Origin of the sequence: Actinomadura chibensis NBRC 106107 (genome assembly GCF_001552135.1) — a bacterium.
GTDB classification, from domain to species: domain Bacteria; phylum Actinomycetota; class Actinomycetes; order Streptosporangiales; family Streptosporangiaceae; genus Spirillospora; species Spirillospora chibensis.
Map to the genome: position 1 here is coordinate 22,529 of NZ_BCQP01000008.1, position 24,343 is coordinate 46,871.

Genomic DNA, 24,343 nt, shown 5'->3' on the forward strand with positions numbered 1-24,343 from the left:
CGCCCCGCGCGGGCTCAGCCGAAGGTGAGGACGACCCGGTCCTCCACCGGGCGGAAGCCGAGGCGCCAGTAGATGGCGTTGCTGGTCGGGTTCGCGAGGTCGGTGAACAGGACGACGTGCTCGGCGCCCGCGTCCTGCGCCTCGCGGGTGATGGCCGCGGTGACGGCGGCACCGTAGCCGCGGCGGCGGTGCGCGGGCGGCGTGTACACGTGCGCGATCCGCGTCATCCCGGCGACGGTCGGCGACCGCCCGGCCATCGCGACGGGACGCCCGTCCTCCTCCCACAGGGTGACGCAGCCCTTGGCGACGCGCCCCTCGACCACGGCCGGGTCGATCGTGGCGTGGCCGCCGTCCCAGCTGAACGCGCCGAACCACGCCAGCACCAGGTCCCGGTCGCCCGGACCGGCGACGCGCGGGCCGCCCGCGGGCGGCGGGTCCGGGGCGGCCAGCCCGTCCAGCCGGTAGAGCCGCTGCCGCATCGCCACGCCGCTCGCGGCCCCGGACCTGCTCGTCCACGCCTCGGCGAACGGCCCGGCGACGGCCCGCGGGCAGTTGGCCTCGGAGACGGCGGCGGCGTGCTCGCGGAGGGCGTCCGCCAGCTCCCGGGCCGCCCGCTCCGGCATCGCGCTCAGCATCGCCGGGTACGGGCCAGTCCGCAGGAACGTGGCGGCGGGCGTCCCGGCGCGGGGCCACCAGCCGAACAGCACGTCACCGCGGCGGTCCGGCTCCTGCCCGAGCAGGGTGTCGACCACGGTGAGCGGCACGGTGTGCGCCACGGGATCGCCGCGGAGCAACTCGTCGGTGTGCGCGCGGAACGCGTCCAGGTCGTCGGTCAGCGTCCAAGCCATGCCCCAGCATGAACCGGCCCGCACCGCGCCCGCACGCGGATTCCCGGCGCCCGCCGACCGCCCCGGGCGATCACGCGGGCGCCGACACCGAGACGCTGATCGGCGGTGCGGGCCACCAGCAGAGCTGTGCCAGCGCCCGTCCCCGGGCTCGCGTCCCATCCGGGGGACCGGTCGACCCGCCGCTGACCTGGGCGGGAGCGCCCGCGCGTGGGGCTTAGGTGAAGTCCAGGACGACGCGGTCTTCGACCTTGCGGTAGCCGAGGCGTCGGTAGACGCCGTTGCTGGTGGGATTGGCGAGGTCGGTGAACAGCACGACGTGCTCGGCGCCCGCCTCCCGCGCCTCGCGGGTGACGGCCGCGGTGACGGCGGCGGCGTAGCCGCGGCGGCGGTTCTCGGGCGGGGTGTACACGGGGGCGATCCGCGCCATCCCCGCGATGATCGGCGTCCGGCCCGCCATCGCCACCGGCCGCCCGCCGACCTCCCAGAGCATGAGCCGTCCCTCGGCGATCCGCCGGTCCAGGGCCGCGGCGTCGACCGGTCCGTGACCGGGGCCGGAGCGGGCGAACGCCCCGTACCAGCGCAGCGCCACCTCGCGGTCGGACGCGGCGGCGACGCGCGGCGCGCCCTCGGGCGGCGGGTCCGGGACGATCAGCCGGTCCAGCCGGTAGAGCCGCTGCTCCATGGAGAGGCTGCTCGCGGTCCCCGTCGCGGCCGTCCACGCCTTCGCGAACGCCTCCGCGTCGGCGAGCGTTCCGTTGACGCCGGGGAGATCCGCGCCGCGTCCGGCCAGCGCGTCCGCGAGGTCGCGGGCCGCCCGCTCCGGCATCGCGCTGAGCATCGGCGGGTACCCGCGGGTCCACAGGACGGCTCCGGCGGGCGGGCCGCCGTCCGTCCACCAGCCGAAGAGCACGTCGCCCGGACCCTGCGCGCGCAGTGCGTCGATCACGGTGAGCGGGACCGTGTTGGCGACCGGATCGGCGCGCAGGAACCCGTCCGCCGCCGCGTGGAAGGTGTCGAGGTCGTCGGTGATCGTCCAAGCCATGCCCCAGCATGACCCCGCCGCACCGCGCCCGCATCCGGATTTTCCGGCCGCGGGACACCGCGCCGATGGACGCCCCGCGCGCGGATCCGCCGATGGAGCTGAGCCGGTGCTCGTCCGCCCGCGGTGCTTATCGGGAGGACGGGTCGCGGTGCGCGGCCTACGATCATGGGGTGGACGACGAGGTGCGGATCGCGCGGTCGCGGGACCTGCCGCTCCTGGCGGCGATCGAGAACTCCGGGGACGCGATGTTCGCCGGCATCGGCATCGTGTTCCCGCCGGGCCCCACCGTGGCCGAGCTGGTGATCGACAAGGGCGGGGAGATCCTGGTGGCGGGCGACCCGCCGGTCGGGTTCGCGGCGCTCGGCGAGGTGGACGGCGCCGTCCACCTGGAGCAGATCTCGGTGCGCGGCGACCTGACCGGGCGCGGCATCGGCGTCCGCCTCCTGGACGCGGTAAAGGCCCATGCGGCCGGTCGCGGAGCGCCCGGGGTGAGCCTGCTGACCTTCCGGGACGTCCCGTGGAACGCCCCCTGGTACGCCGCGCACGGGTTCGCGGAGCTGCCCGAGGAGCGCTGGGGCCCGGGCATCCGCGCCTACTGGGAGGCGGAGGTCGAGGAGGGCCTCCACGCGCTCGGACCCCGGCTCGTCATGTGGGCGCCGACCCCCGCCCGCTCGTGATCTACAACGTAAAGGCGGGAACCCGGACGCCGCCCGGAACGTCTCGCCCATGGAGACCATGAGGAGAACCATGATCAACCCGGGGGCGTGGGCGCGGGACCGGCTCGGCGAGCGGGGGCTCGCGCTCCTCCTGCTGGCGGGCCTGCTCGCGCTGACGGTCGTGCCGCTGGTGGCGCTGCCCGCCACGCGGTGCAAGGTCTTCGGCGCGGGCTGCCCCCGACCGGAGCCCGAGGTGCTCGCCGACCCGGTCGCCGTGAAGAAGGCGCCGACGCCGCTGGAGGCGGCCACGAGCGGGGCGTACGTGGCGCTCGGCGACTCGTACTCGGCGGGCGTCGGCGCGGAGGCGACCGTGTCCGACCGCAACCCGCTCGACCGGTGCCACCGGACGTCCAAGGCGTACTACCACGAGGTCGCGCAGGCGTTCCGGTTCGCGCGGGGCAGCGCGTTCTGGGCCTGCTCGGGCGCGACGATCAAGGACCTGCGCGACGGGCGGGGCGGTGAGCCGTCCCAGCTCGGCCGCCTCGGCGCCGACACGAGCCTGGTCACGCTGAGCATCGGCGGCAACGACGTCGGGTTCGCCAAGGTCCTCGCCGGGTGCGTCATCAAGCTGCCGTGGAGCAAGAGCTGCACCGGGCAGGGCGAGGACGTCGCCGGCCGCCTCGCCGCGCTCCGCCAGACGCTGCCCGGCCTGCTGGACGAGATCCGCGCCAGGGCGCCCCGCGCGCGGGTGATCGTGATGGGCTACCCGAAGGCGTTCTCCGAGGTCGACGGGGTGGGCGGGGACAACATCAGCGTGTCCGACCAGCGCTGGCTGAACGCGCGGGCCTACGACCTCGGCCGGCTCGTCCAGCAGTCGGCGGCGGAGGCGGACGCGCGGATCGCCGCCCGCCACGGCCAGGGCAGCGTCGAGTACGTCGACGCCTACAGCGCGTTCGCCGGGCACGAGGTGGGCAGCGCCGCCCCGTACATGAACGGCCTGCTGCTGAACCTGTCGGCCCTCGAAGCGGAGCCGCGCAGCTACCACCCGACCGTCGCCGGGCAGCACGCGCTCGCCGAACTGTTCATCGAGCAGGTCAAGAAGGGCCCCGGCCGCCCCCTGAACTAGCGCGCTGGTCGAGTGCCGGGGTCAGCGCGGGAGGGCGCGTTCCACGGCGACCGCCACCAGGTCGTCGACGTCCTCGTCGGAGAACACGCCCGGCAGGGTGAGGTGTTCGACGATGAGCCAGTTCAGCGCGAGGTAGAGCAGGCGCACCGAGGTGGCGTCGCCGGGGAGGCCGGAGGCGAGGTGCTGGGCGACGTTGGCCTCGACGTCGGCGCGGACGCGTTCGGTCAGGACGGCGCGCAGGTCGGGACGCCGGGTCGCCTCCAGCCGCAGTTCGAGCAGCGCGAGGTAGCCGGTGCGGAACTCGGAGATCCGGCCGACCGTCTCGCGCAGCACCTCGACGACCTTGGCGGGGTCGCGCGGCCCGGCGGCCATCCCGGCGAGGGCGCGGGCGTCCGGCTGGAGGCGCTCGTAGATCCGGCCGCCGGCCTGGGTGAGCAGGTCGTCCCGGTTGGCGAAGTAGTTGGACGCGGTGCCGACCGGGACGCCCGCCTCGGCGTCCACCGCGCGGAAGGTGAGCCCGCGCGCCCCCTCCCTGGCGAGCACCTCGATCGCGGCGTCGACGAGGGCGGTCCGCCGCTCGGTGTTACGGCGCATGTTGACACCACTCCATCTGTAGTACTACGTTCAAACCACTTCAAGCAGAGTACTACGAACGGAGTGCGAATAGATGCGAAAGCTCGTCTACTACGTCGGCGTCAGCATCGACGGCTACCTCGCCGGCCCCGGCGGCGAGATCGACTTCTATCCGCTCGGGGACGACATGGCTGCCTGGATCAACGAGCGTTACCCGGAGACCCTCCCCACGCACGTCCGCGCCCAGGTCGGCTTGCAGGACGCCCCGAACAAGCGGTTCGACACGCTGGTGATGGGGCTCGGGACCTACCAGCCCGCGCTCGACATCGGCGTGACCAGCCCTTACGTGCACCTCCGGCAGTACGTCGCGTCCACGTCCCTGGACGAGATCGCCGACCCGTCCGTGGAGCTGGTCAGGGACGGGCTCGCCACCGTCCGCGAGCTGAAGGCCGAGGACGGCGGCGAGGACATCTGGCTCTGCGGCGGCGGCAGGCTCGCGGCGGCCGTCCTCCCCGAGATCGACGAGCTGATCGTCAAGAGCTATCCGGTGGTGGCCGGGGCCGGGATCCCCGCGTTCGCGGGCGGGTTCGATCCGACGCCGTTCGCGCCGACCGCGCGCGAGTCGTTCGCGAACGGCGCGCAGGTGACCTGGTTCACGCGCGCTTCGTAGGCTGGAGGACGGTACACCCGCCGATAGGGGGCCCGATGGCCGTCACCATGGCGCTCGCCGGGGACACGATGCTCGGCCGCGGCGTGGCGGACCGGATCGCCGCGTCCGGCACACGCGGGCTGTTCTCCGGCGGCGTGCGCGAGGCGTTCGCGGACGCCGACCTGGCGCTCGTGAACCTGGAATGCTGCGTGTCCGACCGCGGACGGCGCTGGGACGAGTTCGGCAAGGCGTTCCACTTCCGCGCGCCCCCCGCCGCCGCCGACGCGCTCGCGGACCTCGGCGTCGACTGCGTGACCCTCGCCAACAACCACGCCCTCGACTACGGGACGGACGCCCTCACCGACACGCTCGGCCATCTCCGTCGGGCCGGTGTGTCGGCGGTCGGCGCCGGTCAGGACGTCGCCGAGGCGTGGGAGTGCGCCGTCCTCGAAGCCGGGGGAGCGAGGATCGCGGTGGTGGGCGTCACCGACCACCCGTCCGACTTCGCGGCCGGGCGGGGACGGCCGGGCGTCGCGTACGCCGACCTGGGGAAGGGCGTGCCGGGGCACCTGCTGGAGCGGATCGGGCGGCTGCGGGCGGAGCACGACGCCGTGATCGTGCTCCCGCACTGGGGGCCGAACATGACGGGGGAGCCGCTGCGCTACGTCCGGCGGGCCGCCGGGCAGATCGTGGACGCGGGCGCGACGCTCGTCGCGGGCAGCTCCGCGCACGTCTTCCACGGCGTGGACGTGCCCGTCCTGTTCGACATGGGCGACTTCATCGACGACTACGCCGTGGACGAGAGGCTCCGCAACGACCTGGGCCTGCTGTTCCTGGTCACGCTCGACGTCTCCGGGGACGGCGCCCGGCCGTCCCGGATCGAGGCGGTGCCGCTGCGCCTCGACTTCGCGAGCACGCGCCTCGCCGGGGACGCCGACCGCCGCTGGATCGGCGAGCGGTTCACCCGCGCCTGCGCCGCGCTCGGCACGGACGTCGAGCCCCGCGGCGACCGGCTGGTCGTCGACGTCGCGGCCTGACTCAGAGCGGGTCGCCGAGGGGGCCGTGCTCGTCGACCAGGGCCTCCGCCCAGTGGGCGGCGAAGTCGGGCTGGGTGCCGTCCACGTCGGTGAACCCGTACTCCTCGTAGAGGCTCCAGGTGGCGAGGGCGCGTCCGGTTTTACGCATGACGTCCGGGTCGGCGGCGAGGTGCGCGACGGCGCGGCCGAGATACGCCGGGGTCTCGGAGTACGCGAAGTGCGGATCCTGGGCGATCGCGTCGCGCCAGGTGGCCTCGGTGACGCCGAAATGGTCCAGGACGGCCTCCGAGCGCAGGAACCCGGGCGTGATCGCGACGGCGGCGACCCCGTGCGGCCGCAGCTCGGCCGCCTGCGCGACGGCCAGCCTGATCACCGTCGACTTCGCCAGGTCGTAGAAGAACGAGCCGCGGTAGCGGGCGGTGTTGCCGTCGGTCACCTCCACGACGAGGCCGCGCCCGCGGGCGACCAGCAGCGGCAGGACGAACCTGCTGGTGATCACGTGCGTCTCCACCGCCTGGCGCAGCAGCCGCAGTCCGGTGTCGAGGTCCTGCTCCCACAGCGGGTGCTCCCAGTCGGTCAGCGGGTCGCCGCCCCAGACCGAGTCGACCAGGAGGTCGAGCCGCCCGTCCCGCTCGGCGGCGATCCGGTCGGCGAGCGCGCGGACCTCGTCCGGCCTGCTGTGATCGACCTGGACGGCGATCCCGACGCCGCCCGCCTCGGTGACCTGGCTCGCGGTCTCCTCGATGGTCTCCGGGCGGTCGAGCCCGGCGCGCGCGGAGCCGCTGCTGCGGCCCGTCACGTAGACGGTCGCCCCGGCGGCGCCGAGCTGGACGGCGATGCCCCGCCCGCCGCCCCGGGTGGCCCCGGCGACGAGGGCGACGTGTCCGGTCAGGTCCGGCATGGTTCCTCCTTCACGGGACGTGCGGCGACAGGACGGCGTCCAACTCGCGGGCGAGGCGGTCGGCGAGCGCGCCCTCCCGGTCGAGGGCCCAGTTGAGCCCGGCCCCGGCGAGGACGGCCTGGACGGTCCCGGCGAGGGCTTTCGCGTCGGTCCCCGGACGGAGCTCGCCCGTGGCCGCCGCCTCGGAGAGGAGCGCCTCGACCAGCTCCCCGTTCGCCCGGTGGACGGCCAGCGCGCGCTCGTGCAACTCGGGGTCGGTGAGGTCCAGGCACAGGAAGGCCAGGTGGTTCGCGTACCGCTCCGGCGTCGCCATCTCCGCCATCGACTCGACCGCGAACGCGCGCAGCGCCGCCAGCGCGGAGCCGTGTCCGTTCCGCCGCCGGGACGTCGCCGTCTCCCGGACGGACTGGTCCGCCAGCGCGAGCAGCAGCCCCCGCTTGGACCCGAACCGCTGGACGAGCGTCCCCGGCACGACCCCGGCCTCCTCCGCCACCGCGGCGAGGGTGAGCCTCGCGGGCCCGACGCGTCCGATCACCTCGACCGCCGCCCGCAGGATCACGGCGTCGTCCACCCGGCGCGGCCGTCCCGCCATCACGTCCTCCCATTAATAAATGTACAGTCATTTATTAAACCACACGCGAGAAGGCGCGGGTGACGCGCCTCCTCGCGGGTCGCCGCGTCGCCCCGGAGGGTCAGTCCGCTCCGGTGATCGCGTTGAGGCGTTCGACGGCGGTGGCGAAGTCGTCCACCATGTCGTAGACGACCTGGCGGGCGGGCCGGACGGTGTTCATGAGGCCCACGCACTGCCCGACGAAGTAGTTCGCGAGCTCACGCGCGCCCGGGTTGCCGGACTCGGCGACCTTGGTGATCTGCCGCATCGCGCCCTCGGCGACGATCATCTGGAGCGGCATGCCGAGCGGGCCGGGGCCCGCGGGGCCGTCCCACTCGTCCGTCCAGGCGGAGCGGAGCTGGCGGGCGGGCTTGCCGGTGCGGGACCGCGACCTGACCGTGTCCCCGGACGTCGCGGCGAGCATCTTCGCCTTCACCGCCGGGGACGTCTCGGCCTCCTCGGTGGTGAGCCACACCGACCCGCACCACACGCCGGACGCGCCGAGCGCGAGCGCGGCGGCCATCTGCCGCCCGGTGGCGATCCCGCCCGCCGCCAGCACGGGGAGCGGGGCGACCGTGTCGACGACCTCGGGGACGAGCACCATCGTGGAGATCTCGCCGGTGTGCCCGCCCGCCTCGCCGCCCTGCGCGACGATCAGGTCCACCCCCGCCTCGACCTGGCGGCGGGCGTGCTCCGGCGTCCCGACCAGCGCGGCGACGGGGACGCCGCGCTCGCGCGCCAGTTCGGCCATGAGCGGGGGAGGGGTGCCGAGCGCGCTCGCGATGAGGCCGACCGGGTGGGCGAGCGACACCTCGATCAGCTCGGTCGCGCCCGCCGCGGTGACCCGCGCGCCGCCGCGCGCCTCGGCCCGCCGGGCCTGCTCGACGTCGGGGAGCGGGACGCCGTACCTGGCGAACAGGTCGGCGAGGAACGCCCAGTGCTCGTCGGGGATCGCGGCGAGCATGGCGTCCAGCCCGCCGCCGCCCGCCGCCGACTCGTCGATCTTCCCGGGGACGAGGACGTCCACGCCGTAGGGGCGGCCGCCGACATGGTCGTCGATCCAGCGCAGCTCCGCGTCGAGCCGGTCGGGGGAGTGGGCGACGGCGCCGAGGACGCCGAACCCGCCCGCGTTGGTCACGGCGGCGACGACGTCCCGGCAGTGGCTGAAGGCGAACAGCGGGAACTCGATGCCGAACCGGCGGCAGACCTCGGTGTCCATGCGCCGACGCTAACGGCCCGAACGTCATTCGGTCCAGAGGCGGTCACACCGGGCGGAAGAGGACGTACGACTCGCCCTCGTCCGGGTGGACGAACACCGCGCGCAGCGGGAGGCCCTCGCGCAGGACGGCGCGGTCGGCGCCGTCCAGGCGGGCGTGCAGCCACGGCCCCTCCGCCAGCTCGACGAGCGCCAGCACGGCGGGCGGGTCCTTCGGCAGGATCGTCCAGGTCACGAGGGTCGCGTCGCCGCTCGCCTCGGCCCAGGCGAGGTCCTCGTCGCCGCAGCCGGGGCAGGCGGGCGCGTCCGGCGCGAACCAGCGGTCGCACGCCGCGCACCGCCGGACGACGAGCCGCCCGGCGGCGGCGCCGTCGAAGAACGGGTCGGTGCGGCCGTCCCGCCGCAGGATGCCGATCTCCACGGCTAGGCCCCCTTCGGGTGCGGGCTGACGATCAGCGTCGAGTGGTGGTCGAGGATCCCGCCGTTCCCGCTGACCAGGATCACGTCGCTGGACGGGGCCTGCCGCTCGCCGCCGTCCCCGCGCGCCTGGATCACCGCCTCCGACAGCGGCGTCATGCCCCACATGTAGTACGCGGAGAGCTGGCCCCCGCCGGTGTTGGTGGGCAGCGTCCCGCCGGGGCCGAGCGCGCCGGACGCGGCGAACGCGCCGCCCTCGCCCTTGCCGCAGAACCCGTAGTCCTCCAGCGACACGAGGACGGTGTAGGTGTAGCAGTCGTACAGCTCGCACACGTCCACGTCGGCGACGGTGATCCCGGCCATCTTCAGCGCCGCCGCGCCGGACGCCGCCGCGCCCGTCGCCAGGCCGAACTCGCTGCCGCGCTCCCTGCGGTGCCCCGGATGGCCCTGCCCCCACCCCCACACGTGGACGGGCGGACGGGCCAGGTCCCGCGCCCGGTCCGCGCTCGTCACGATGACGGCGATCGCGCCGTTGGAGACGAGGCAGCAGTCCAGCAGGTGCAGCGGCTCGGACACCCAGCGGGAGTTCTGGTGGTCCTCGATCGTGATCGGGTCCCGCAGCTGGGCGCGCGGGTTCCCGGCCGCCCACGCGCGGGTCGCCACGGCGATCGCGCCGAGCTGCTCGCTGGTGGTGCCGTAGCGGGACATGTGCCGCCGCGCGGCGAGCGCGTAGAACGAGGTGACGCTGCGCAGCCCGAGCGCCGCCGTCATCCCGCCGAACCCGTACCACTCGCGGGCGTCGCGGCCGTAGGCCGACCCGGCGGACCGCTCGGGGGTCAGCGGCGCGTCCGCGAACACGCACGCCACCGCGGTCGCGGACCCGCTCAGCACCGCCATCGCCGCGTGGGACACCATCGCCCCGGCGGTCGCGCCGAACGCGTTGACCTGCGACAGCAGCCGAAGGTCGCGCAGGCCGAGGGTCTCGGCCAGTTCGATGCCGGGGGAGCCGCCCGTGCCGTGGCTGACGAGCAGGCCGTCCAGGTCGCCGGGGGACAGGCCCGCGTCGGCGGCGGCGAGCCGCACCGCGTCCGCGGCGAGCCGCCGCGGGCTCCGCCCGTACACCCGGCCGAGCTCGGTCATCCCGAGCCCGGCGATCGCAGCGCCGTCCATCGCCTCGCTCCCCTCACGCCCGGCGCCCACCGTACCGAACGACGTTCGGTACGTTCCAGGGGGGCCGGGACGACGCCGCCCGCGCCCCCGGGGCGACGGGGACGCGGGCGACGGGCGCGGACGCCCCGGGGACGCGCGGCGGCTCAGGTCGCGAGGACCGCCTGCAGGAAGTCCCGGGTGCGCTGCTCGGACGGCTCGCCGAAGATCTGGTCCGGGGGACCCTCCTCGACGATCTGCCCCTGGTCGAACATGAGGACCCGGTTGGAGATGTCCTTGGCGAAGGTCATCTCGTGGGTGACGCACAGCAGCGTGAGGTCGCTCTGCCGGGCGATGTCGCGCAGCAGGTCCTGGACGCCGACGACGAGCTCCGGGTCGAGCGCGGAGGTGACCTCGTCCAGCAGGAGCACCCTCGGCTGCATGGCGAGCGCCCGCGCGATCGCCACCCGCTGCTGCTGGCCGCCCGACAACTGCGTCGGGTGCGCGTTCTCCTTGTCGGCGAGGCCGACCATCTCCAGCAGGCCGCGGGCGCGCTCGACGGCCTCGTCCTTGGACAGGCCGAGGACGCGCACCGGCCCCTCGGTCAGGTTGCGCAGCACGTTCATGTTCGGGAACAGGTTGAACTGCTGGAACACCATGCCGACCTGCTTGCGCATCTCGTGCAGGTGCTTCTGCCCGGCCGGGACGCGCTTGCCGCCCCGCTCCATGTGCCAGAGCGTCTCGTCGCCGATCCAGATCAGGCCGTCGTCGAGCTTCTCCAGCGTCATCAGCAGCCGCAGGATCGTGGTCTTGCCCGACCCGCTCGGCCCGATGAGCGTCACGCGCTCGCCCGGCGCGACGGAGAAGTCGAGCTCGCGGAGCACCACGTTGTGGCCGAACCGCTTGACCACCTTCTCGAAGCGGATGCCCGGCGCCTCGCCGCGCGGCAGCGCGGCCCGCGGCCCCTTCCCCTTCTCCGTGGAGACGCCTCCCGCGCCGGCGGGGGATGCGGACGCGTCTTCGGCGGGACTAGTTGGTGGCATAACGCCTCTCCAAGCGGCGGACGAGTATCGAGGATATGACGCTGACGACGACGAACAACAGCCCGACCATGGTGATCGGCTCCAGGAACTGCAGCGACTTCGACCCCACCTGGTAGGCGGAGAACAGCAGCTCCGAGACGTTGATCGCCAGCAGCATCGGCGAGTCCTTGAACATCGCGATCAGGTAGTTGCCGAGCGTCGGGATCACCCGGCGGATCGCCTGCGGCAGGACGACGTCCAGCCACACCCGCGACCTCGGCAGGTTCAGCGCGGTGCACGCCTCCCACTGCCCCTTCGGGACGTCGGCGATCCCGGCCCGGTATACCTCGGCGGTATAGGTCGAGTAGTGGACGCCGAGCGTGACGATCCCGGCCGTGAGCGACCCGATCGTGATGCCCCACGCGGGCAGGACGAAGAAGACGAAGTACAGCTGCGGGATCAGCGGCGTCGACCGGATGAACTCGGTGATCCACCGGATCGCCTGGTTGAAGACCCGGCTCGGGCTGCGCCGCAGCAGCGTCCACACCAGGCCGAGCACCAGCGCGATCACGTAGCCGGCCAGGGTCGCGATGACGGTGTAGCGCAGGCCGTCCAGCAGGTCGGGGAGGATGTCCCCGGAGTACTGCCAGTCCCAGTCCATCAGCCGCTCACCCCCGCGCCGGGCGCGCCCGCGGCGATCGTGCCGAGCGACGGCTCACTCGGCAGCCGGCGGCCGAGCATGCGGTCCACCCGCCGCTCCGCGTACCGGACGGCGAGCTGCAGCACCTGCGCGATGACGAAGTACAGGACGAGCACCACCGTGAACGCCGCGACGGTCTGGCCCGTGCTGCCCTGGATGTTCTTCGAGACGCGGGTCAGGTCGACCAGGCCGACCAGGGACACGATGGCCGTGCCCTTCATCAGCTCGATGATCAGGTTCCCGAACGGGGGGAGCATCAGCGCGAAGCCCTGCGGCAGCAGGACCCGGCGCATCCGCTGGTACGGCGTGAAGTTCAGCGCGACGGTCGCCTCGTACTGCGCTCTCGGGACCGCCTTGATCGACCCGCGGACGACCTCCGCGCCGTAGGCGCCGATGTTCAGGCCGAGGGCGAGCACCGCCGCGAACATGGTGGTGAACCGGAGCCCGATCAGGGGCAGCGCGTAGAAGAACCAGAACAGCAGCACGAGCGTCGCGTTGCCGCGGAAGAACTCCACGTACAGCCGGTTCAGCCCGCGCACCCAGGCGTGGCGCGAGGTGCCCGCCAGGCCGAAGACCAGGGCGAGGACCAGGGCCAGCGCGCCCCCCAGCAGGGTGAGCCGGACCGTGAGCCACGCTCCGTCCAGCCACTGGTTGTAGCTGTCGAGGACGTCACCCACGGGTCAGCCCTGGCAGAACTTGGCCGCCGTGTCGGCGGCGGTGGGCATCTCCGCCTGGGTGAAGCCGAACGGCTGCAGGACGGGCAGCAGTTTGTTCTGCTGCTTGAGCTTGTCCAGTTCGCCGTTCCAGGCGTTCAGCAGGTCCGCGTCGGCCTTGCGGAAGGCGAACGCGCCGGCGCCGAACTGCTCCTTGCCGTCGATGACCGGGACGAAGGGCTCGGTCACCTCGAACCCCTGCCCCTCGTGTTTGGACAGCAGGTCGGCGAGGGAGATGCGGGTCAGCCAGATGCAGTCGATGCGCCCGGCCTTGAGTCCCTCGAACGCGCTCGGCTGGTCGGCGAACGTCTTGATGTTGCTCTTCTTCACCCCGGACTTCTCGGCGTATCCGGCCTCGACGGCGCCGGTCATGACGCCGACCCGCGCGCCGGTCTTCGCCGGGTCCCCGGCGGCCTTCAGGCCCTTCGGGTTTCCCTGCTTGACCATGAAGGCGCTCTTGGCGACGTATTCGGGATTGGCGAACGCCGCCGACGCGCAGCGTTCCGGCGTGATGAACATCCCGGCGGCGATCGTGTCGAAGCGGCGGGCGTTGAGCCCGGCGATCAGGCCGCCGAAGTCGACCTGGACGCCCTTCACGTCGTCGATTCCGAGCTGTTTGAAGATGACCCTGGCCAGCTCGGGGGCCTCGCCGGTGAGTTTCCCGGACTTGTCGGTGTAGCCGTAGGGCGCCTCGTTGGCGAAGCCGACCGTGATCGACCCGGCGTCCTTGGCCTTCTGCAGCGTGCCCCCGCCCTTCTTCTCCTCCTCCGGGTCCGTCGTGGAGCAGCCCGCCGCGGCCAGCGGCACCGCGGCGGACAGCAGAACGGCGGTGCGGAGGAAGTCGCGTCTCGAAGAGGTCATCATCGAACTCCTGGATGGTGTGACCCCGCGCCCGTGATGGACCACTGCGGGTCCTTCACGGGCGCGGGGTCGAGGTGTCGGGTTTATCGAATCGTTGTGTTCATTCAGCCGCCCGCGACGCCATTCGAGGAGGGCCGGCCCCTCTCGTCACCCGTAGCGGCTCCGGCGCCGACGGGGGTGAAGTCGCGGGCGCCGATGAACTCCGGACGCGGCGCGGGCGCCGAGAACGGCTCGACGCAGGTGTTCTCGACGCTGTTGAACACGATGAACACGTTCGAGCGGGGGAACGGGGTGATGTTCCCATTCGAGCCGTGCATGCAGTTGCAGTCGAACATGGTGGCAGAGCCCGCCGCCCCTGTGAACAGCTCGATACCGTGTTTCTCGGCCAGAATCGACAGGCTGTTCGGATCCGGCGTGCCGATCTCCTGGCCGCGCAGGGACTCCTTGTAGTGGTCCTCCGGAGTCTCTCCGACGCAGGCGACGAAGGTCTTGTGCGAGCCAGGCATGATCATTAGCCCGCCATTGTGCACGAAATTCTCGGTGAGCGCGATGGATATGCTCACCGCGCGCATCCGAGGCATGCCGTCCTCCGCGTGCCAGGTCTCGAAATCGGAGTGCCAGTAGAAGTCCTTGCCGGTGAATCCTGGCTTGTAGTTGACCCGGCTCTGGTGGACGTAAACCTCCGAACCCAGGATCTGCCGGGCGCGTCCGACGACCCGGGGATCGCGGACGAGTCCGGCGAACACCTCACTGATCTTGTGGATCTCGAAGATGGACCGGACCTCGTCCGAGCCGCGCTCGGTGACCGTCCGCTCGTCCGCGAGCACCCGCGGGTCGGCCGACAGCCTGCGCAGCTCGGCGCGGTAGTCCTCGACCTCGTCCGGGGCGAGCAGCTGGTCGACCGTGAGGAAGCCCGTGGCGTCGAAGGAGTCCAGGGTCGCGGCGTCGATCGGGCCGTCCCCCGGACCGCCGTACACCACCGGGTCCTGCCGGTAGAGCAGCGCCGCCTCGGCCGCCTTCCGGGTGGGGTAGGCGTCGTCGATCGTCGGGTGCGACTCGATGATGCTCATGCGTCCTCCTCGGTCAGCAGGGGGTACACGCCGTTCTCGTCATGGACCTCCCGGCCCGTGCAGGGCGGGTTGAACACGCAGACGGTCCGGACGTCCGTGTGAGCGCGCAGGGTGTGGTGCTCGTGGCCGTCCAGCAGGTACATGACGCCCGGCTCGATCTTGTGTTTCTCGCCGGTCTCGTCGTTGGTGAGCTCTCCGTTGCCCTCGATGCAGTAGACGGCCTCGACGTGGTTCGCGTACCACATCTTGGTCTCGGTCCCCGCGTACAGGATCGTCTCGTGCAGCGAGAAGCCGACGCCCTCCTTGGCGAGCACGAACCGGCGGCTGCACCAGGTCGGCGCCTGCACGTCGCGCTCGGTGCCGATGATCTCGTCAAGGGAACGAACGATCATGAATCTCCTCTTTCCGGATATGCCCGAGGCCGGGCCCGCGCGGGGCCCGGAGGCGGCTCGGACGGTGGTCGGGGTCGCTCGGGCCGGTGCCGGCCCCGGTCAGACCGCGACGGTCTGCCGGACGGCCTCCAGCGAGTCCGCGATGATCTCCAGGCCGTGCGCCAGCTCCGACTCGGTCGTGGTCAGCGGCGGCAGCAGCTTGACGACCTCGCCCTCCGGACCGGACGTCTCCATCAGCAGCCCGCGGCCGAACGCCTCCGCGCACACCTTCGGCGCCAGCTCGGCGTCGTTCATCACGAGGCCCCACGCGAGGCCCCGGCCGCGGACGGCGTCGACGGCGCCCGCGTGCGCGAGCGCGATCTCGCCGAGCGCCGCCTCGACCTGCTGGCCCTTGGCGACCGTCTGCTTCTCCATGCCGTCGCCCGCCCAGTAGTCCTCCAGGGCGGCGACGGCGGTGACGAACGCGGGGTTGAAGCCGCGGAAGGTGCCGTTGTGCTCGCCCGGGTCCCACACGTCCAGCTCGCGCTTCATCAGCGTGACCGCGAACGGCAGCCCGTAGCCGCTGAGCGACTTGGACAGGCAGACGATGTCCGGGACGATCCCGGCCTCTTCGAAGCTGAAGAACGGCCCGGTGCGGCCGCAGCCCATCTGCACGTCGTCGACGATGAGCAGGATCTCGTGCCGGCGGCACAGGTCCTGCAGGCCGCGCAGCCACTCCGCGGTGGCGACGTTGATGCCGCCCTCGCCCTGGACGGTCTCGACGATCACGGCGGCGGGCTTGTCCAGGCCGCTGCCGCTGTCGTCCAGCATCGTCTCGAAGAGCAGGAAGTCGGGCGTGCGGCCGTCGAGGTAGTTGTCGTAGGGCATCGCGACGCCGTGCCCGAGCGGGACGCCCGCGCCGGTGCGCTTCATCGAGTTCCCGGTCACCGCGAGCGCGCCGAGCGTCATCCCGTGAAAGGCGTTGGTGAAGCTGACGACCGTCTCGCGGCCGGTGTACTTGCGCGCGAGTTTCAGCGCCGCCTCGACCGAGTTGTTGCCCGCGGGTCCTGGGAACTGGACCTTGTAGTCGAGCCCGCGGGGCCGCAGCACGTACTCGTTGAATCGTTCCAGGAACTCGCGCTTCGCGGTCGTGTACATGTCGAGGCTGTGCACGACCGAGTCACCGGCGAGATAGTCCAGCAGCCGGCGTTTCAGTTGCGGGTTGTTATGCCCGTAGTTCAGCGTCCCCGCGCCGGCGAAGAAATCCAGATACGTTTTCCCGTGCTCGTCGGTCATGTGGCTGCCGTGCGCCGTCGCGAACACCGTGGGCCAGCCGCGGCAGTAGCCGCGGACTTCCGATTCCATGCGGTCGAAAACGTCCATGTGCTGCCTCCTGGCAGTAGGGGTGGGAGCTTGGTGGGGGGTGGACCTGTCAGTTCGCGCCGTCGGTTCGCGTGGCGATCGGGCCGATCCTGAAGAGCACCTCGGGCTCGTGTCCCCCATCGGGGAAGTGCTCCGCGCCGAACAGCGGGCCGCGGACGACCTCGCACCCGCGGTCTCGGGCGAACGATTCGAACATCGCGGTGGAGGCGGTGTTGTCCGGCGTGACCGTCGCCTCCATGAACCGGTGCCCGCGGGGGACGAGCCGGTCGGCGAGGCGGTCGAGCATGCGGCGGGCGAGGCCGCGGCCGCGGTGGCCGCGGTCGACCGCGACCTGCCACACGAAGAACGTGTCGGGTCGCGCCGGGCGGACGTAACCGGTGATGAATCCGCAGGGGACGCCGCCGTCGCGGGCCACGACGGAAGTGTCCGCGAAATCGCGGCACCAAAGGGCGTAGCTGTAAGGCGAGTTGACGTCCAGGACCGAAGAGTCCCGGGCGAGCCGCCATAGCTCCGGGCCGTCGGCGAGGCTCGGCTCCTGGAGTCGCACGTCCGCGTTCGTCTCGTTCGAATCGTGGCGTCGGGTCGGTGTTTCCAGGGGTTGCGCTGCCATGTCCAGGCAACTTAGCGAATCTCGCGACGTGATCGCAGCGGATTGTTATGGGCGGGATGTTTAGCCCGGTACACGCTGGGTAGGGTTAAATGCTTCGCCGAATTCGGTGCAATTCTGCGATTTCCCAAGCGGTCCGCCGCGCGCATTTCCCCGTGCTACGCAGGAGGTACTGCCGCATGCTCCGAGCGCGCCGTCAGGACGTTTCCTGAACGCAACCTTAATGTCGTGTCAGCGCGCGGCGACGAAATTTGTGTATCGGTTGTGTGAGGTAAGTCACTCAGATTCCGTGACAACTGCGCGGGTGCGGCGGGCGTCACGTCGCGTCGCGCGAGGTCGTCCGGGCGCGGTCGTCCTGGGACGCGTGTGGGCCAAGGCGTCGACGTGGGTCCTGAGGGGGCGGACCCACTGTCGGTCAAGCGGTAGAACCGGTAACGGCACGGCAAGGTCTGCCTTGCCGCCAGGTAAGGAACGCGGGGTTTCGGCCGTCCGCGCGGACGGCCGGGGCGCGACGCTAAGCCGCACCCCGCCTCAGTTCCGGTGCAACCGTTGGTCGCATTAGGGCTGGTCCGGATCAACCCCGCCCGCGCCGCCCCCGGCGCGGCGCGGGCGCGGGCCCGAGCGGCGGGCGGTCCAAGGGCCCGACCGCTGGACGGGTTACGGGTCAGGGCTTTCCGGCGAACCGGTCGGTCGCCTCGATCAGCCGGTGCAGGATGCCCGGCTCGCTGTAGGCGTGGCCCGCGTCGTCCACGATGTGGAAGTCGGCCTCCGGCCACGCGCGGTGCAGGTCCCAGGCCGTCGCGACCGGGGTGCACACGTCGTAGCGGCCCTGGACGATCACCGCCGGGATGTGCCGGATCCGGTCGACGTCCCGGATGAGCTGCTCGTCCTCGAAGAACCCGTGGTTCATGAAGTAGTGGTTCTCGATGCGGGCGAACGCCACCGCGTAGTCGGGCTCGGCGAAGTCGGCCGCGAGCTCCCGGTCGGGCCGCAGCGTGATCGTCGACCCCTCCCACGTCGCCCACGCCTTGGCCGCGGCGACCCGCACGTCCCGGTCGGGGGACTCCAGCCGCTCGTGGAACGCGGAGATGAGGTCCTCGCGCTCGTCCTCGGGGATCGGTTCGATGTACTTCTCCCAGAGGTCAGGGAACAGTAGCGACGCGCCCTCTTGGTAGAACCAGTACAGCTCGAACGGGCGCAGCGTGAAGATGCCGCGCAGCACCAGCTCGGTCACCCGCTCCGGATGGGTCTGCGCGTAGGCCAGCGACAGCGCGCTGCCCCAGCTCCCGCCGAACACCAGCCACCGCTCGACGCCGAGGTGCTCGCGCAGCCGCTCGATGTCGGCGACCAGGTTCCAGGTGGTGTTCGCCTCAAGCGACACCTCCGGATCCTTCGCGTGCGGCAGGCTCCGTCCGCAGTTGCGCTGGTCGAACAGCACGATCCGGTACGCCTCGGGGTCGAACTGCCGCCGGTGCGCCGGGGCGCAGCCGCCGCCCGGCCCGCCGTGCAGCATCACCGCGGGCTTCCCGTCGGGGTTCCCGCAGACCTCCCAGTAGATCCGGTCGCCGTCGCCGACGTCGAGCAGCCCGGAGTCGTACGGCTCGATCGGCGGATACAGGGTGCGAAGCTCCATGGGGCGCGATTGTCGCACCCGTCCGGGGCGCGCGCGGGATGTGACCCGCGGCACCGTCGCCGCGGCCGTCCGGGCCCTGAACTGGCGGTCTGCGTGCGGCGATACCTCGCGGGCGCCGAGAAGGCAAACCCCAAACTGGGCAAACGCTCCGCTGGTCGGGACTAGAGTGCCTTCGTGAGCGAAGCGACGAGGCCCCGGGCCGGTGGCGGAGCGAACGGAATGAGCACACCGACCCCCGCGGAGGCGGCCGGGCGCCGCCGGGCGAGGAGACACGTGAGCGAGATGACGAGCCGTCGGGCGAGGGACGGGGCGACCACGATGAGCGGAGCCGCGCCGTCCGCGTGCCGCCCGGCCGTGAGGCGGGCAGAGCAGTGAGCGAGCTGAACGGATCGGGCGCCCGCGGCGTCCCCGACGGCGCGGCGCCCTGGCCCGCGATGGGCCGCGACCCGGGCCGCGCCCCCGAGTCCCCGGTGCCCCCGGCGCAGCTGCCGATCCAGATCGCCAAGCCGGGATCGCACGGCCAGCCGGGATCGCACGGGCAGCCGGGCCAGCCCGGGCAGTCGGGCCAGTCGACCCAGTCCACGCGGCCGGAGCTGGAGCAGAGCGAGGCCCAGCCGTGGGACATCGTCGAGCGCCTCCGCCAGATGGCCGACCTCATCGGCGACGCCCTCGCCGCCGGCGAGCGCAAGGTCAGCGAGGCGCAGAGCGAGATCGCGACGCAGGTCGCGGCCGTCCAGCAGGAGAAGGAGTCGGCGCAGCGCGACGCCGCCGCCGCCTGGGGCGAGGTGCAGCGCGCCCGCGGCCAGGCCGAGCAGGCCGAGCGCCGGGTCGTCGAGGCCGAGCGCCGCGTCGGCGAGGCGCAGAACGAGGCCGCCGCGCAGGTCGCGGCCGTCCAGCAGGAGAAGGAGTCGGCGCAGCGCGACGCCGCCGCCGCGTGGGCCGAGGTGCAGCGCGCTCGCGGCCAGGCCGAGCAGGCCGAGCGCCGCGCGGTCGAGGCCGAGCGGCAGTTCGCCGACGCCGACCGCCGCGCCGCCGAGGTCCAGAAGGAGGCGGTCGCCCAGATCGCCGCGCTCCAGACCGAGAAGGAGAACGCCCAGCGCGACGCCGCCGCCGCGTGGAACCAGGCCCAGCAGGGCCGCGTCCAGGCCGACCAGGCGCGGGCCCAGGCCGACCAGGCGCGCGCGCAGGTCGAGCAGATCCAGGCCCAGGTCGAGGCGGCGGAACGGCGGGTCGCCGAGGCGGAGGCGACCGTCCGGCAGGCGATCCAGCAGCGCGACGCGATGAGCGAGGCCCGCGACGACGCCCTGCGCGCCGTCGAGGACGCCGTGGCCGGCCGCCGCTCCGCCGAGGCCGAGCGCGACCGGGTCGCCGAGCAGGCCGCGGAGCTGTCGCGGGGGCTGGAGGCCGCGCACGCCGAGCTGTCCGCGCTGCGCGCCAAGGTCACCGACGCCGAGATGACGGCGCAGAACCTCCAGCACGCCGTGGTCGCGGCGGGCAAGGAGGCCGACGAGTCCCGCCGCCGCGCCGAGGTCGCCGAGCGCCGGGCGCAGGAGAACGAGCGCCGTGCCCAGGACGCCGACCGCCGCGCGCAGGACGCCGAGCGCCGCGCCCAGGAGGCCGCGAAGCGGACCGAGACCGCCGAGGCCGAGCGCGACCAGTCGCTCGGCACCGCGTCGCAGGCGCTGGAGGCGGCGAAGAAGGCCGAGCGCGAGCGCGACGGCAACGCCAAGGCGCGGGAGGCCGCCGAGCGGGCCCGCGAGGCCGCCGTCCAGGCGCAGGCGCGCGCCGAGTCGGAGCTGACCCTGGCCCGCGGCCGCGCCGACCAGGCGGGCCGCGAGCGCGACAAGACCGTCGCCGCGATGCGCCAGATGGCCGCCGAGCGCGACGCCGTCGCCGAGAAGCTCGCCGAACGCGACCAGTGGGTCGACCAGCTGGCGCAGGCCGTCACCGAGCAGCGCGCGCAGATAGCCGAGCTGTCCCAGGAACGGGACGCCGCCCGCAACGCGGCGGACCAGGCCCGCTCCCTGATCGACGAGCTGACGCGCCAGCTCCGCACGATCATGCCCGCCGCGAGCACCAACGCGCTGCCGTCGTCCTTCGGCCCCTGACGGGCCCTCCGCCGCGGGGCGACGCGCGTCGTCCGCGGTAGGGGGCCTGGTGGGGGACGCTCGGTAAACGGACCGGTGGTCACGGCTGTTATCCTGGTGGCCCGTGGACAGTGAGACTCGTCCGCCTCGCAACGACCACGGGAGTGCCTTCTTGCCTTCGGCAGCCACTGGTAGACCACGTCCTACCAAGCATCTGTTCGTCACCGGCGGCGTCGCGTCCAGCCTCGGCAAGGGGCTGACGGCGTCGAGCCTGGGACGGCTTCTCACCCTCCGCGGCCTCCGGGTCACCATGCAGAAGCTCGACCCCTACCTGAACGTCGACCCCGGGACGATGAACCCGTTCCAGCACGGCGAGGTGTTCGTCACCGACGACGGCGCCGAGACCGACCTGGACATCGGGCACTACGAGCGGTTCCTCGACACCGAGCTGCACGGGTCGGCGAACGTCACGACCGGCCAGGTGTACTCCAACGTGATCGCCAAGGAGCGGCGCGGCGAGTACCTCGGCGACACCGTGCAGGTCATCCCGCACATCACCAACGAGATCAAGGACCGGATCCGCGGCATGGCGGACGACACCGAGGTCGACGTCGTCATCACCGAGGTCGGCGGGACGGTCGGCGACATCGAGTCGCTGCCGTTCCTCGAGTCGGTCCGCCAGATCCGGCACGAGATCGGCCGCGACAACTGCTTCTTCCTGCACGTGTCGCTGCTGCCCTACATCGGCCCGTCCGGGGAGCTGAAGACCAAGCCGACGCAGCACTCGGTGGCGGCGCTGCGTTCCATCGGCATCCAGCCCGACGCGATCGTGTGCCGGTCGGACCGGCCGATCACCGACGGGCTCAAGCACAAGATCAGCCTGATGTGCGACGTGGACCGCGAGGCCGTCGTCTCGGCGGTCGACGCCGCGAGCATCTACGACATCCCGAAGGTGCTGCACTCCGAGGGCCTGGACGCCTACGTCGTCCGCCGCCTCGGCCTGCCGTTCCGCGACGTCGACTGGGGCGCCTGGGACGAGCTGCTCCGCCGCGTCCACAAGCCGGCGCGCGAGGTCACGATCGCGCTGGTCGGCAAGTACATCGACCTGCCCGACGCCTACCTGTCGGTGACCGAGGCGCTGCGGCACGGCGGGTTCGGCAACGACGCCAAGGTCCACATCCGCTGGGTGAAGTCCGACGACTGCGAGTCGCCGGAGGGCGCGAAGCGGGAGCTGGACGGCGTCGACGGCGTGCTGATCCCCGGCGGGTTCGGCGTCCGCGGCATCGAGGGGAAGATCGGCGCGGTCCGGCACGCCCGGCAGAACCGGCTGCCGCTGCTCGGCATCTGCCTCGGCCTCCAGTGCATGGTCATCGAGGCGGCGCGGACGCTCGGCGGGCTCGACGACGCCGACAGCGCCGAGTTCGACGCCACCGCCGCCGACCCCGTGATCGCGACGATGGCCGACCAGGTCGACGTCGTCGCCGGGGAGCGGGACATGGGCGGCACGATGCGCCTCGGCCTCTACCCCGCCGACCTGGCCGACGGGTCGGTCGTCCGGGGGCTGTACGGGGAGGCGAAGGTGTCCGAGCGGCACCGGCACCGGTACGAGGTCAACAACGCCTACCGCGACCGGCTTGAGAAGGCGGGCCTGCGGTTCTCGGGCCTGTCCCCGGACGGGCGGCTGGTCGAGTACGTCGAACTTCCCGTCGACCAGCACCCGTTCTTCGTCGGGACGCAGGCGCACCCGGAGTTCCGGTCGCGGCCGACGCGCCCGCACCCGCTGTTCACCGGGCTCGTCTCCGCCGCCCTCGACTACGCCGCCGCCCGCGCGGGCGGCGCCGACGCCGGGAACGTGACCGCGTGACGCCGGACGACGTCCGCGACCGCCCGGAGCGGTGGCCGGTCGTGGAGCAGGACACCGTGTACCGGGGGCGGGTGTTCGGCGTCCGCACCGACCGGGTCGAGATGCCGCGCGGCGACGGCACCGAGGTCGTCGCCCGCGACGTCGTCGAGCACATCGGCTCGGTCGGCGTCCTCGCCCTCGACGACCGCGACCGCGTCCTGCTGCTGCGGCAGTACCGGCACCCGGTGTCGCGGCTGCTGTGGGAGCCGCCCGCCGGGCTGCGCGACGTCACCGGCGAGCCGCTGCACAAGCTCGCTGAGCGGGAGCTGCTGGAGGAGGCCGGGTACCGCGCCGAGCGCTGGGACACCCTGGTCGACGTGTTCCCCTCGCCGGGGATGGCGGACGAGCGCGTCCGGGTCTTCCTCGCCCGCGGCCTCACCGAGGTGCCCGCCGACGAGATCGACTTCGAGCGCGTCCACGAGGAGGCCGACATGCCGGTCGTGTGGGTGCCGCTGGACGACGCGGTCCGCAAGGTCCTCGCGGGCGAGGTGCACAACATGATCGCCTGCGTGGGCGTCCTCGCCGCGCGGGCGGCCCGCGACTCCGGCTTCGCCGACCTGCGCCCGGTCGACGCCCCGGAGGACTGACCCGCCCCCGAGGATCGACCGCCCCGACGGCCGGGCGCGCGGGCGCGCCGCGGACTCGGCGGGGCGACGCGCCGGGGCGGCGCGGATGATGTCCCCCTCCCCGGCGGGAGGGGGCATGATGGGCGGGTCCGCACCGGCCGGGGCCGCCCGGCCGGAGGCCCGACCGCCGCCGGAAGAGGTGCCGCACTGTCCCCGCCCCCGACCCCCCGGACCGCCGCGCCGCCGGGCGCCGCCACCGGTTCCGCGCTCGCCTCCGTGGTCCGCGCCTACCTGGGGCACCTCGCCGTCGAACGGGGCCTCGCCGCGAACACGCTCAGCTCCTACCACCGCGACCTGCGCCGCTACGTCGAGGTCCAGGACGGCCGGGGCCGCGCCTCGGTCGCCGACATCACCGAGGACGACGTCCGCGCGTTCCTCGTCGGCCTGCGGGAGGGCGACGACGACCATCCGCCGCTGTCGGCCGGGTCGGCGGCGCGGGCGCTGGTCGCCGTCCGCGGGCTGCACCGGTTCGCGCTCCGCGAGGGCCACGCGTCCGGCGACCCCGCGCACGACGTGAAGCCGCCGACGCCGCCGCGCCGCCTGCCGAAGGCGATCTCCCTGGACGAGGTCGAGCGCCTCCTCGCCGCCGCCGCGCCGTCCGGCGGCGGCCCCGACACCGCCCGCGGCCTGCGCGACCGCGCCCTGCTGGAACTGCTGTACGGGTCAGGCGCGCGGATCTCCGAGGCCGTCGGCCTGGACGTCGACGACCTCGACCTGCGCGACGGGTTCGCCCGCGTCGCCGGGAAGGGCGGCAAGGCCAGGGTCGTGCCGATCGGCGACTACGCCCGCGCGGCCGTGGACGCCTACCTGGTGCGGGCCCGTCCCGAGCTCGCCGCCGCCGGGCGCGGCGGCCCCGCCCTGTTCCTGAACGCGCGCGGCGGGCGGCTGTCGCGGCAGGGCGCGTGGATGGTGCTGCGCGCCGCCGCCGACCGCGCGCAGCTCTCCGAGGTGTCCCCGCACACGCTGCGGCACTCGTTCGCGACGCACCTGCTGGACGGCGGCGCCGACGTCCGGGTCGTGCAGGAGCTGCTCGGGCACGCGTCGGTGACCACGACGCAGGTGTACACGCTGGTCACCGTCCAGTTGCTGCGCGAGGTGTACGCGACGTCCCATCCCCGCGCGCGGAGCTGACGGGCCCGCGGCGCG

General features: G+C 73.1%; 25 protein-coding genes. 8 read left to right on the forward strand and 17 right to left on the reverse strand.

All coding sequences use genetic code 11. The features are described from left to right. Positions 1-14 precede the first annotated feature (14 nt). Complete coding sequence (locus tag ACH01S_RS45710) at positions 15-848, reverse strand: GNAT family N-acetyltransferase (protein WP_067885445.1); 834 nt, start codon at positions 846-848, stop codon at positions 15-17. A gap of 214 nt (positions 849-1,062) precedes the next feature. Beyond that, positions 1,063-1,890 carry a GNAT family N-acetyltransferase gene (locus ACH01S_RS45715; protein ID WP_067885447.1) on the reverse strand — a complete coding sequence of 276 codons (828 nt, stop codon included), beginning with the start codon at positions 1,888-1,890 and terminating at the stop codon, positions 1,063-1,065. A gap of 170 nt (positions 1,891-2,060) precedes the next feature. Between ACH01S_RS45715 and ACH01S_RS03980 the strand changes: the two genes are divergently transcribed. Both ACH01S_RS03980 and ACH01S_RS03985 read left to right on the forward strand, forming a co-directional pair. Continuing rightward, positions 2,061-2,567 (forward strand): GNAT family N-acetyltransferase, encoded by a 507-nt coding sequence (locus ACH01S_RS03980; RefSeq protein WP_067885450.1) that lies wholly within the window; start codon positions 2,061-2,063, stop codon positions 2,565-2,567. 58 nt (positions 2,568-2,625) lie between these two features. After that, positions 2,626-3,672: an SGNH/GDSL hydrolase family protein gene (locus tag ACH01S_RS03985; protein WP_246236769.1), complete on the forward strand. Its 1,047-nt coding sequence runs from the start codon at positions 2,626-2,628 to the stop codon at positions 3,670-3,672. 21 nt (positions 3,673-3,693) lie between these two features. On the opposite strand, the gene ACH01S_RS03990 is transcribed toward ACH01S_RS03985, so the two are convergent. Continuing rightward, positions 3,694-4,266: a TetR/AcrR family transcriptional regulator gene (locus ACH01S_RS03990; protein ID WP_067885454.1), complete on the reverse strand. Its 573-nt coding sequence runs from the start codon at positions 4,264-4,266 to the stop codon at positions 3,694-3,696. Positions 4,267-4,339: 73 nt separating this feature from the next. Here ACH01S_RS03990 and ACH01S_RS03995 point away from each other — a divergent pair, with 73 nt between their 5' ends. Then, complete coding sequence (locus tag ACH01S_RS03995; protein WP_067885456.1) at positions 4,340-4,915, forward strand: dihydrofolate reductase family protein; 576 nt, start codon at positions 4,340-4,342, stop codon at positions 4,913-4,915. A 35-nt stretch (positions 4,916-4,950) separates the two neighbouring features. After that, positions 4,951-5,931 carry a CapA family protein gene (locus tag ACH01S_RS04000; RefSeq protein ID WP_067885458.1) on the forward strand — a complete coding sequence of 327 codons (981 nt, stop codon included), beginning with the start codon at positions 4,951-4,953 and terminating at the stop codon, positions 5,929-5,931. Between the two features lies 1 nt (position 5,932). On the opposite strand, the gene ACH01S_RS04005 is transcribed toward ACH01S_RS04000, so the two are convergent. The 14 genes from ACH01S_RS04005 to pip form a co-directional block, all read right to left on the reverse strand. Further along, a complete protein-coding gene (locus tag ACH01S_RS04005) occupies positions 5,933-6,832 on the reverse strand; it encodes an SDR family oxidoreductase (RefSeq protein ID WP_067885460.1) in 900 nt (299 codons plus the stop codon). Positions 6,833-6,842: 10 nt separating this feature from the next. Further along, a complete protein-coding gene (locus ACH01S_RS04010) occupies positions 6,843-7,424 on the reverse strand; it encodes a TetR/AcrR family transcriptional regulator (protein WP_067885462.1) in 582 nt (193 codons plus the stop codon). A gap of 100 nt (positions 7,425-7,524) precedes the next feature. After that, a complete protein-coding gene (locus ACH01S_RS04015; RefSeq protein ID WP_067885464.1) occupies positions 7,525-8,661 on the reverse strand; it encodes an NAD(P)H-dependent flavin oxidoreductase in 1,137 nt (378 codons plus the stop codon). A 43-nt stretch (positions 8,662-8,704) separates the two neighbouring features. After that, positions 8,705-9,079 carry a Zn-ribbon domain-containing OB-fold protein gene (locus ACH01S_RS04020; protein WP_067885466.1) on the reverse strand — a complete coding sequence of 125 codons (375 nt, stop codon included), beginning with the start codon at positions 9,077-9,079 and terminating at the stop codon, positions 8,705-8,707. A gap of 2 nt (positions 9,080-9,081) precedes the next feature. Continuing rightward, positions 9,082-10,245, reverse strand: coding sequence for a thiolase family protein (locus tag ACH01S_RS04025; protein ID WP_067885584.1), 1,164 nt, complete (start codon positions 10,243-10,245; stop codon positions 9,082-9,084). A 143-nt stretch (positions 10,246-10,388) separates the two neighbouring features. Then, positions 10,389-11,264 (reverse strand): ectoine/hydroxyectoine ABC transporter ATP-binding protein EhuA, encoded by an 876-nt coding sequence (ehuA, locus tag ACH01S_RS04030; RefSeq protein WP_083980303.1) that lies wholly within the window; start codon positions 11,262-11,264, stop codon positions 10,389-10,391. Then, the gene (gene ehuD, locus ACH01S_RS04035) at positions 11,251-11,904 is read right to left on the reverse strand and encodes an ectoine/hydroxyectoine ABC transporter permease subunit EhuD (protein WP_174564855.1); all 654 of its coding nucleotides are present in this window, start codon (positions 11,902-11,904) and stop codon (positions 11,251-11,253) included. The genes ehuA and ehuD overlap by 14 nt, the downstream gene beginning before the upstream one ends. Beyond that, positions 11,904-12,620 carry an ectoine/hydroxyectoine ABC transporter permease subunit EhuC gene (ehuC, locus tag ACH01S_RS04040; RefSeq protein WP_067885471.1) on the reverse strand — a complete coding sequence of 239 codons (717 nt, stop codon included), beginning with the start codon at positions 12,618-12,620 and terminating at the stop codon, positions 11,904-11,906. Before ehuC ends, ehuD begins: the two co-directional genes overlap by 1 nt. Before the next feature lie 3 nt (positions 12,621-12,623). Beyond that, positions 12,624-13,517 carry an ectoine/hydroxyectoine ABC transporter substrate-binding protein EhuB gene (gene ehuB / locus ACH01S_RS04045; protein WP_067885588.1) on the reverse strand — a complete coding sequence of 298 codons (894 nt, stop codon included), beginning with the start codon at positions 13,515-13,517 and terminating at the stop codon, positions 12,624-12,626. Positions 13,518-13,621: 104 nt separating this feature from the next. Next, a complete protein-coding gene (thpD, locus tag ACH01S_RS04050) occupies positions 13,622-14,587 on the reverse strand; it encodes an ectoine hydroxylase (protein ID WP_067885473.1) in 966 nt (321 codons plus the stop codon). Further along, complete coding sequence (locus tag ACH01S_RS04055; protein ID WP_067885475.1) at positions 14,584-14,979, reverse strand: ectoine synthase; 396 nt, start codon at positions 14,977-14,979, stop codon at positions 14,584-14,586. The genes thpD and ACH01S_RS04055 overlap by 4 nt, the downstream gene beginning before the upstream one ends. A 99-nt stretch (positions 14,980-15,078) precedes the next feature. Further along, positions 15,079-16,341, reverse strand: coding sequence for a diaminobutyrate--2-oxoglutarate transaminase (ectB, locus tag ACH01S_RS04060; protein WP_067885477.1), 1,263 nt, complete (start codon positions 16,339-16,341; stop codon positions 15,079-15,081). Positions 16,342-16,390: 49 nt separating this feature from the next. Further along, positions 16,391-16,951 (reverse strand): diaminobutyrate acetyltransferase, encoded by a 561-nt coding sequence (ectA, locus tag ACH01S_RS04065; protein WP_083980305.1) that lies wholly within the window; start codon positions 16,949-16,951, stop codon positions 16,391-16,393. 661 nt (positions 16,952-17,612) lie between these two features. After that, positions 17,613-18,581: a prolyl aminopeptidase gene (gene pip / locus ACH01S_RS04070; RefSeq protein ID WP_067885482.1), complete on the reverse strand. Its 969-nt coding sequence runs from the start codon at positions 18,579-18,581 to the stop codon at positions 17,613-17,615. A gap of 371 nt (positions 18,582-18,952) precedes the next feature. On the opposite strand from pip, the gene ACH01S_RS04075 reads away from it, so the two are divergent. From ACH01S_RS04075 to ACH01S_RS04090, 4 genes are all read left to right on the forward strand, one after another. After that, positions 18,953-20,689: a coiled-coil domain-containing protein gene (locus tag ACH01S_RS04075; RefSeq protein ID WP_067885484.1), complete on the forward strand. Its 1,737-nt coding sequence runs from the start codon at positions 18,953-18,955 to the stop codon at positions 20,687-20,689. 151 nt (positions 20,690-20,840) lie between these two features. Then, positions 20,841-22,532, forward strand: a complete 1,692-nt coding sequence (pyrG, locus tag ACH01S_RS04080) for a CTP synthase (RefSeq protein ID WP_067885486.1) — start codon at positions 20,841-20,843, stop codon at positions 22,530-22,532. Beyond that, positions 22,529-23,158, forward strand: coding sequence for an NUDIX domain-containing protein (locus ACH01S_RS04085; protein WP_067885489.1), 630 nt, complete (start codon positions 22,529-22,531; stop codon positions 23,156-23,158). The genes pyrG and ACH01S_RS04085 overlap by 4 nt, the downstream gene beginning before the upstream one ends. Positions 23,159-23,413: 255 nt before the next feature. Next, positions 23,414-24,328: a site-specific tyrosine recombinase XerD gene (locus tag ACH01S_RS04090; RefSeq protein ID WP_246236771.1), complete on the forward strand. Its 915-nt coding sequence runs from the start codon at positions 23,414-23,416 to the stop codon at positions 24,326-24,328. Positions 24,329-24,343: the final 15 nt, after the last annotated feature.

What these genes read in the sequence shown, in the direction of transcription:
- ACH01S_RS45710 (WP_067885445.1), bottom strand. Translation starts at nt 848, where the DNA reads ATGGCTTGGACGCTGACCGACGACCTGGACGCGTTCCGCGCGCACACC.
- ACH01S_RS45715 (WP_067885447.1), bottom strand. Translation starts at nt 1,890, where the DNA reads ATGGCTTGGACGATCACCGACGACCTCGACACCTTCCACGCGGCGGCG.
- ACH01S_RS03985 (WP_246236769.1), top strand. Translation starts at nt 2,626, where the DNA reads ATGAGGAGAACCATGATCAACCCGGGGGCGTGGGCGCGGGACCGGCTC.
- ACH01S_RS03990 (WP_067885454.1), bottom strand. Translation starts at nt 4,266, where the DNA reads ATGCGCCGTAACACCGAGCGGCGGACCGCCCTCGTCGACGCCGCGATC.
- ACH01S_RS03995 (WP_067885456.1), top strand. Translation starts at nt 4,340, where the DNA reads ATGCGAAAGCTCGTCTACTACGTCGGCGTCAGCATCGACGGCTACCTC.
- ACH01S_RS04000 (WP_067885458.1), top strand. Translation starts at nt 4,951, where the DNA reads ATGGCCGTCACCATGGCGCTCGCCGGGGACACGATGCTCGGCCGCGGC.
- ACH01S_RS04005 (WP_067885460.1), bottom strand. Translation starts at nt 6,832, where the DNA reads ATGCCGGACCTGACCGGACACGTCGCCCTCGTCGCCGGGGCCACCCGG.
- ACH01S_RS04010 (WP_067885462.1), bottom strand. Translation starts at nt 7,424, where the DNA reads ATGGCGGGACGGCCGCGCCGGGTGGACGACGCCGTGATCCTGCGGGCG.
- ACH01S_RS04015 (WP_067885464.1), bottom strand. Translation starts at nt 8,661, where the DNA reads ATGGACACCGAGGTCTGCCGCCGGTTCGGCATCGAGTTCCCGCTGTTC.
- ACH01S_RS04025 (WP_067885584.1), bottom strand. Translation starts at nt 10,245, where the DNA reads ATGGACGGCGCTGCGATCGCCGGGCTCGGGATGACCGAGCTCGGCCGG.
- ehuA (WP_083980303.1), bottom strand. Translation starts at nt 11,264, where the DNA reads ATGCCACCAACTAGTCCCGCCGAAGACGCGTCCGCATCCCCCGCCGGC.
- ehuD (WP_174564855.1), bottom strand. Translation starts at nt 11,904, where the DNA reads ATGGACTGGGACTGGCAGTACTCCGGGGACATCCTCCCCGACCTGCTG.
- ehuB (WP_067885588.1), bottom strand. Translation starts at nt 13,517, where the DNA reads ATGACCTCTTCGAGACGCGACTTCCTCCGCACCGCCGTTCTGCTGTCC.
- thpD (WP_067885473.1), bottom strand. Translation starts at nt 14,587, where the DNA reads ATGAGCATCATCGAGTCGCACCCGACGATCGACGACGCCTACCCCACC.
- ACH01S_RS04055 (WP_067885475.1), bottom strand. Translation starts at nt 14,979, where the DNA reads ATGATCGTTCGTTCCCTTGACGAGATCATCGGCACCGAGCGCGACGTG.
- ectB (WP_067885477.1), bottom strand. Translation starts at nt 16,341, where the DNA reads ATGGACGTTTTCGACCGCATGGAATCGGAAGTCCGCGGCTACTGCCGC.
- ectA (WP_083980305.1), bottom strand. Translation starts at nt 16,951, where the DNA reads ATGGCAGCGCAACCCCTGGAAACACCGACCCGACGCCACGATTCGAAC.
- pip (WP_067885482.1), bottom strand. Translation starts at nt 18,581, where the DNA reads ATGGAGCTTCGCACCCTGTATCCGCCGATCGAGCCGTACGACTCCGGG.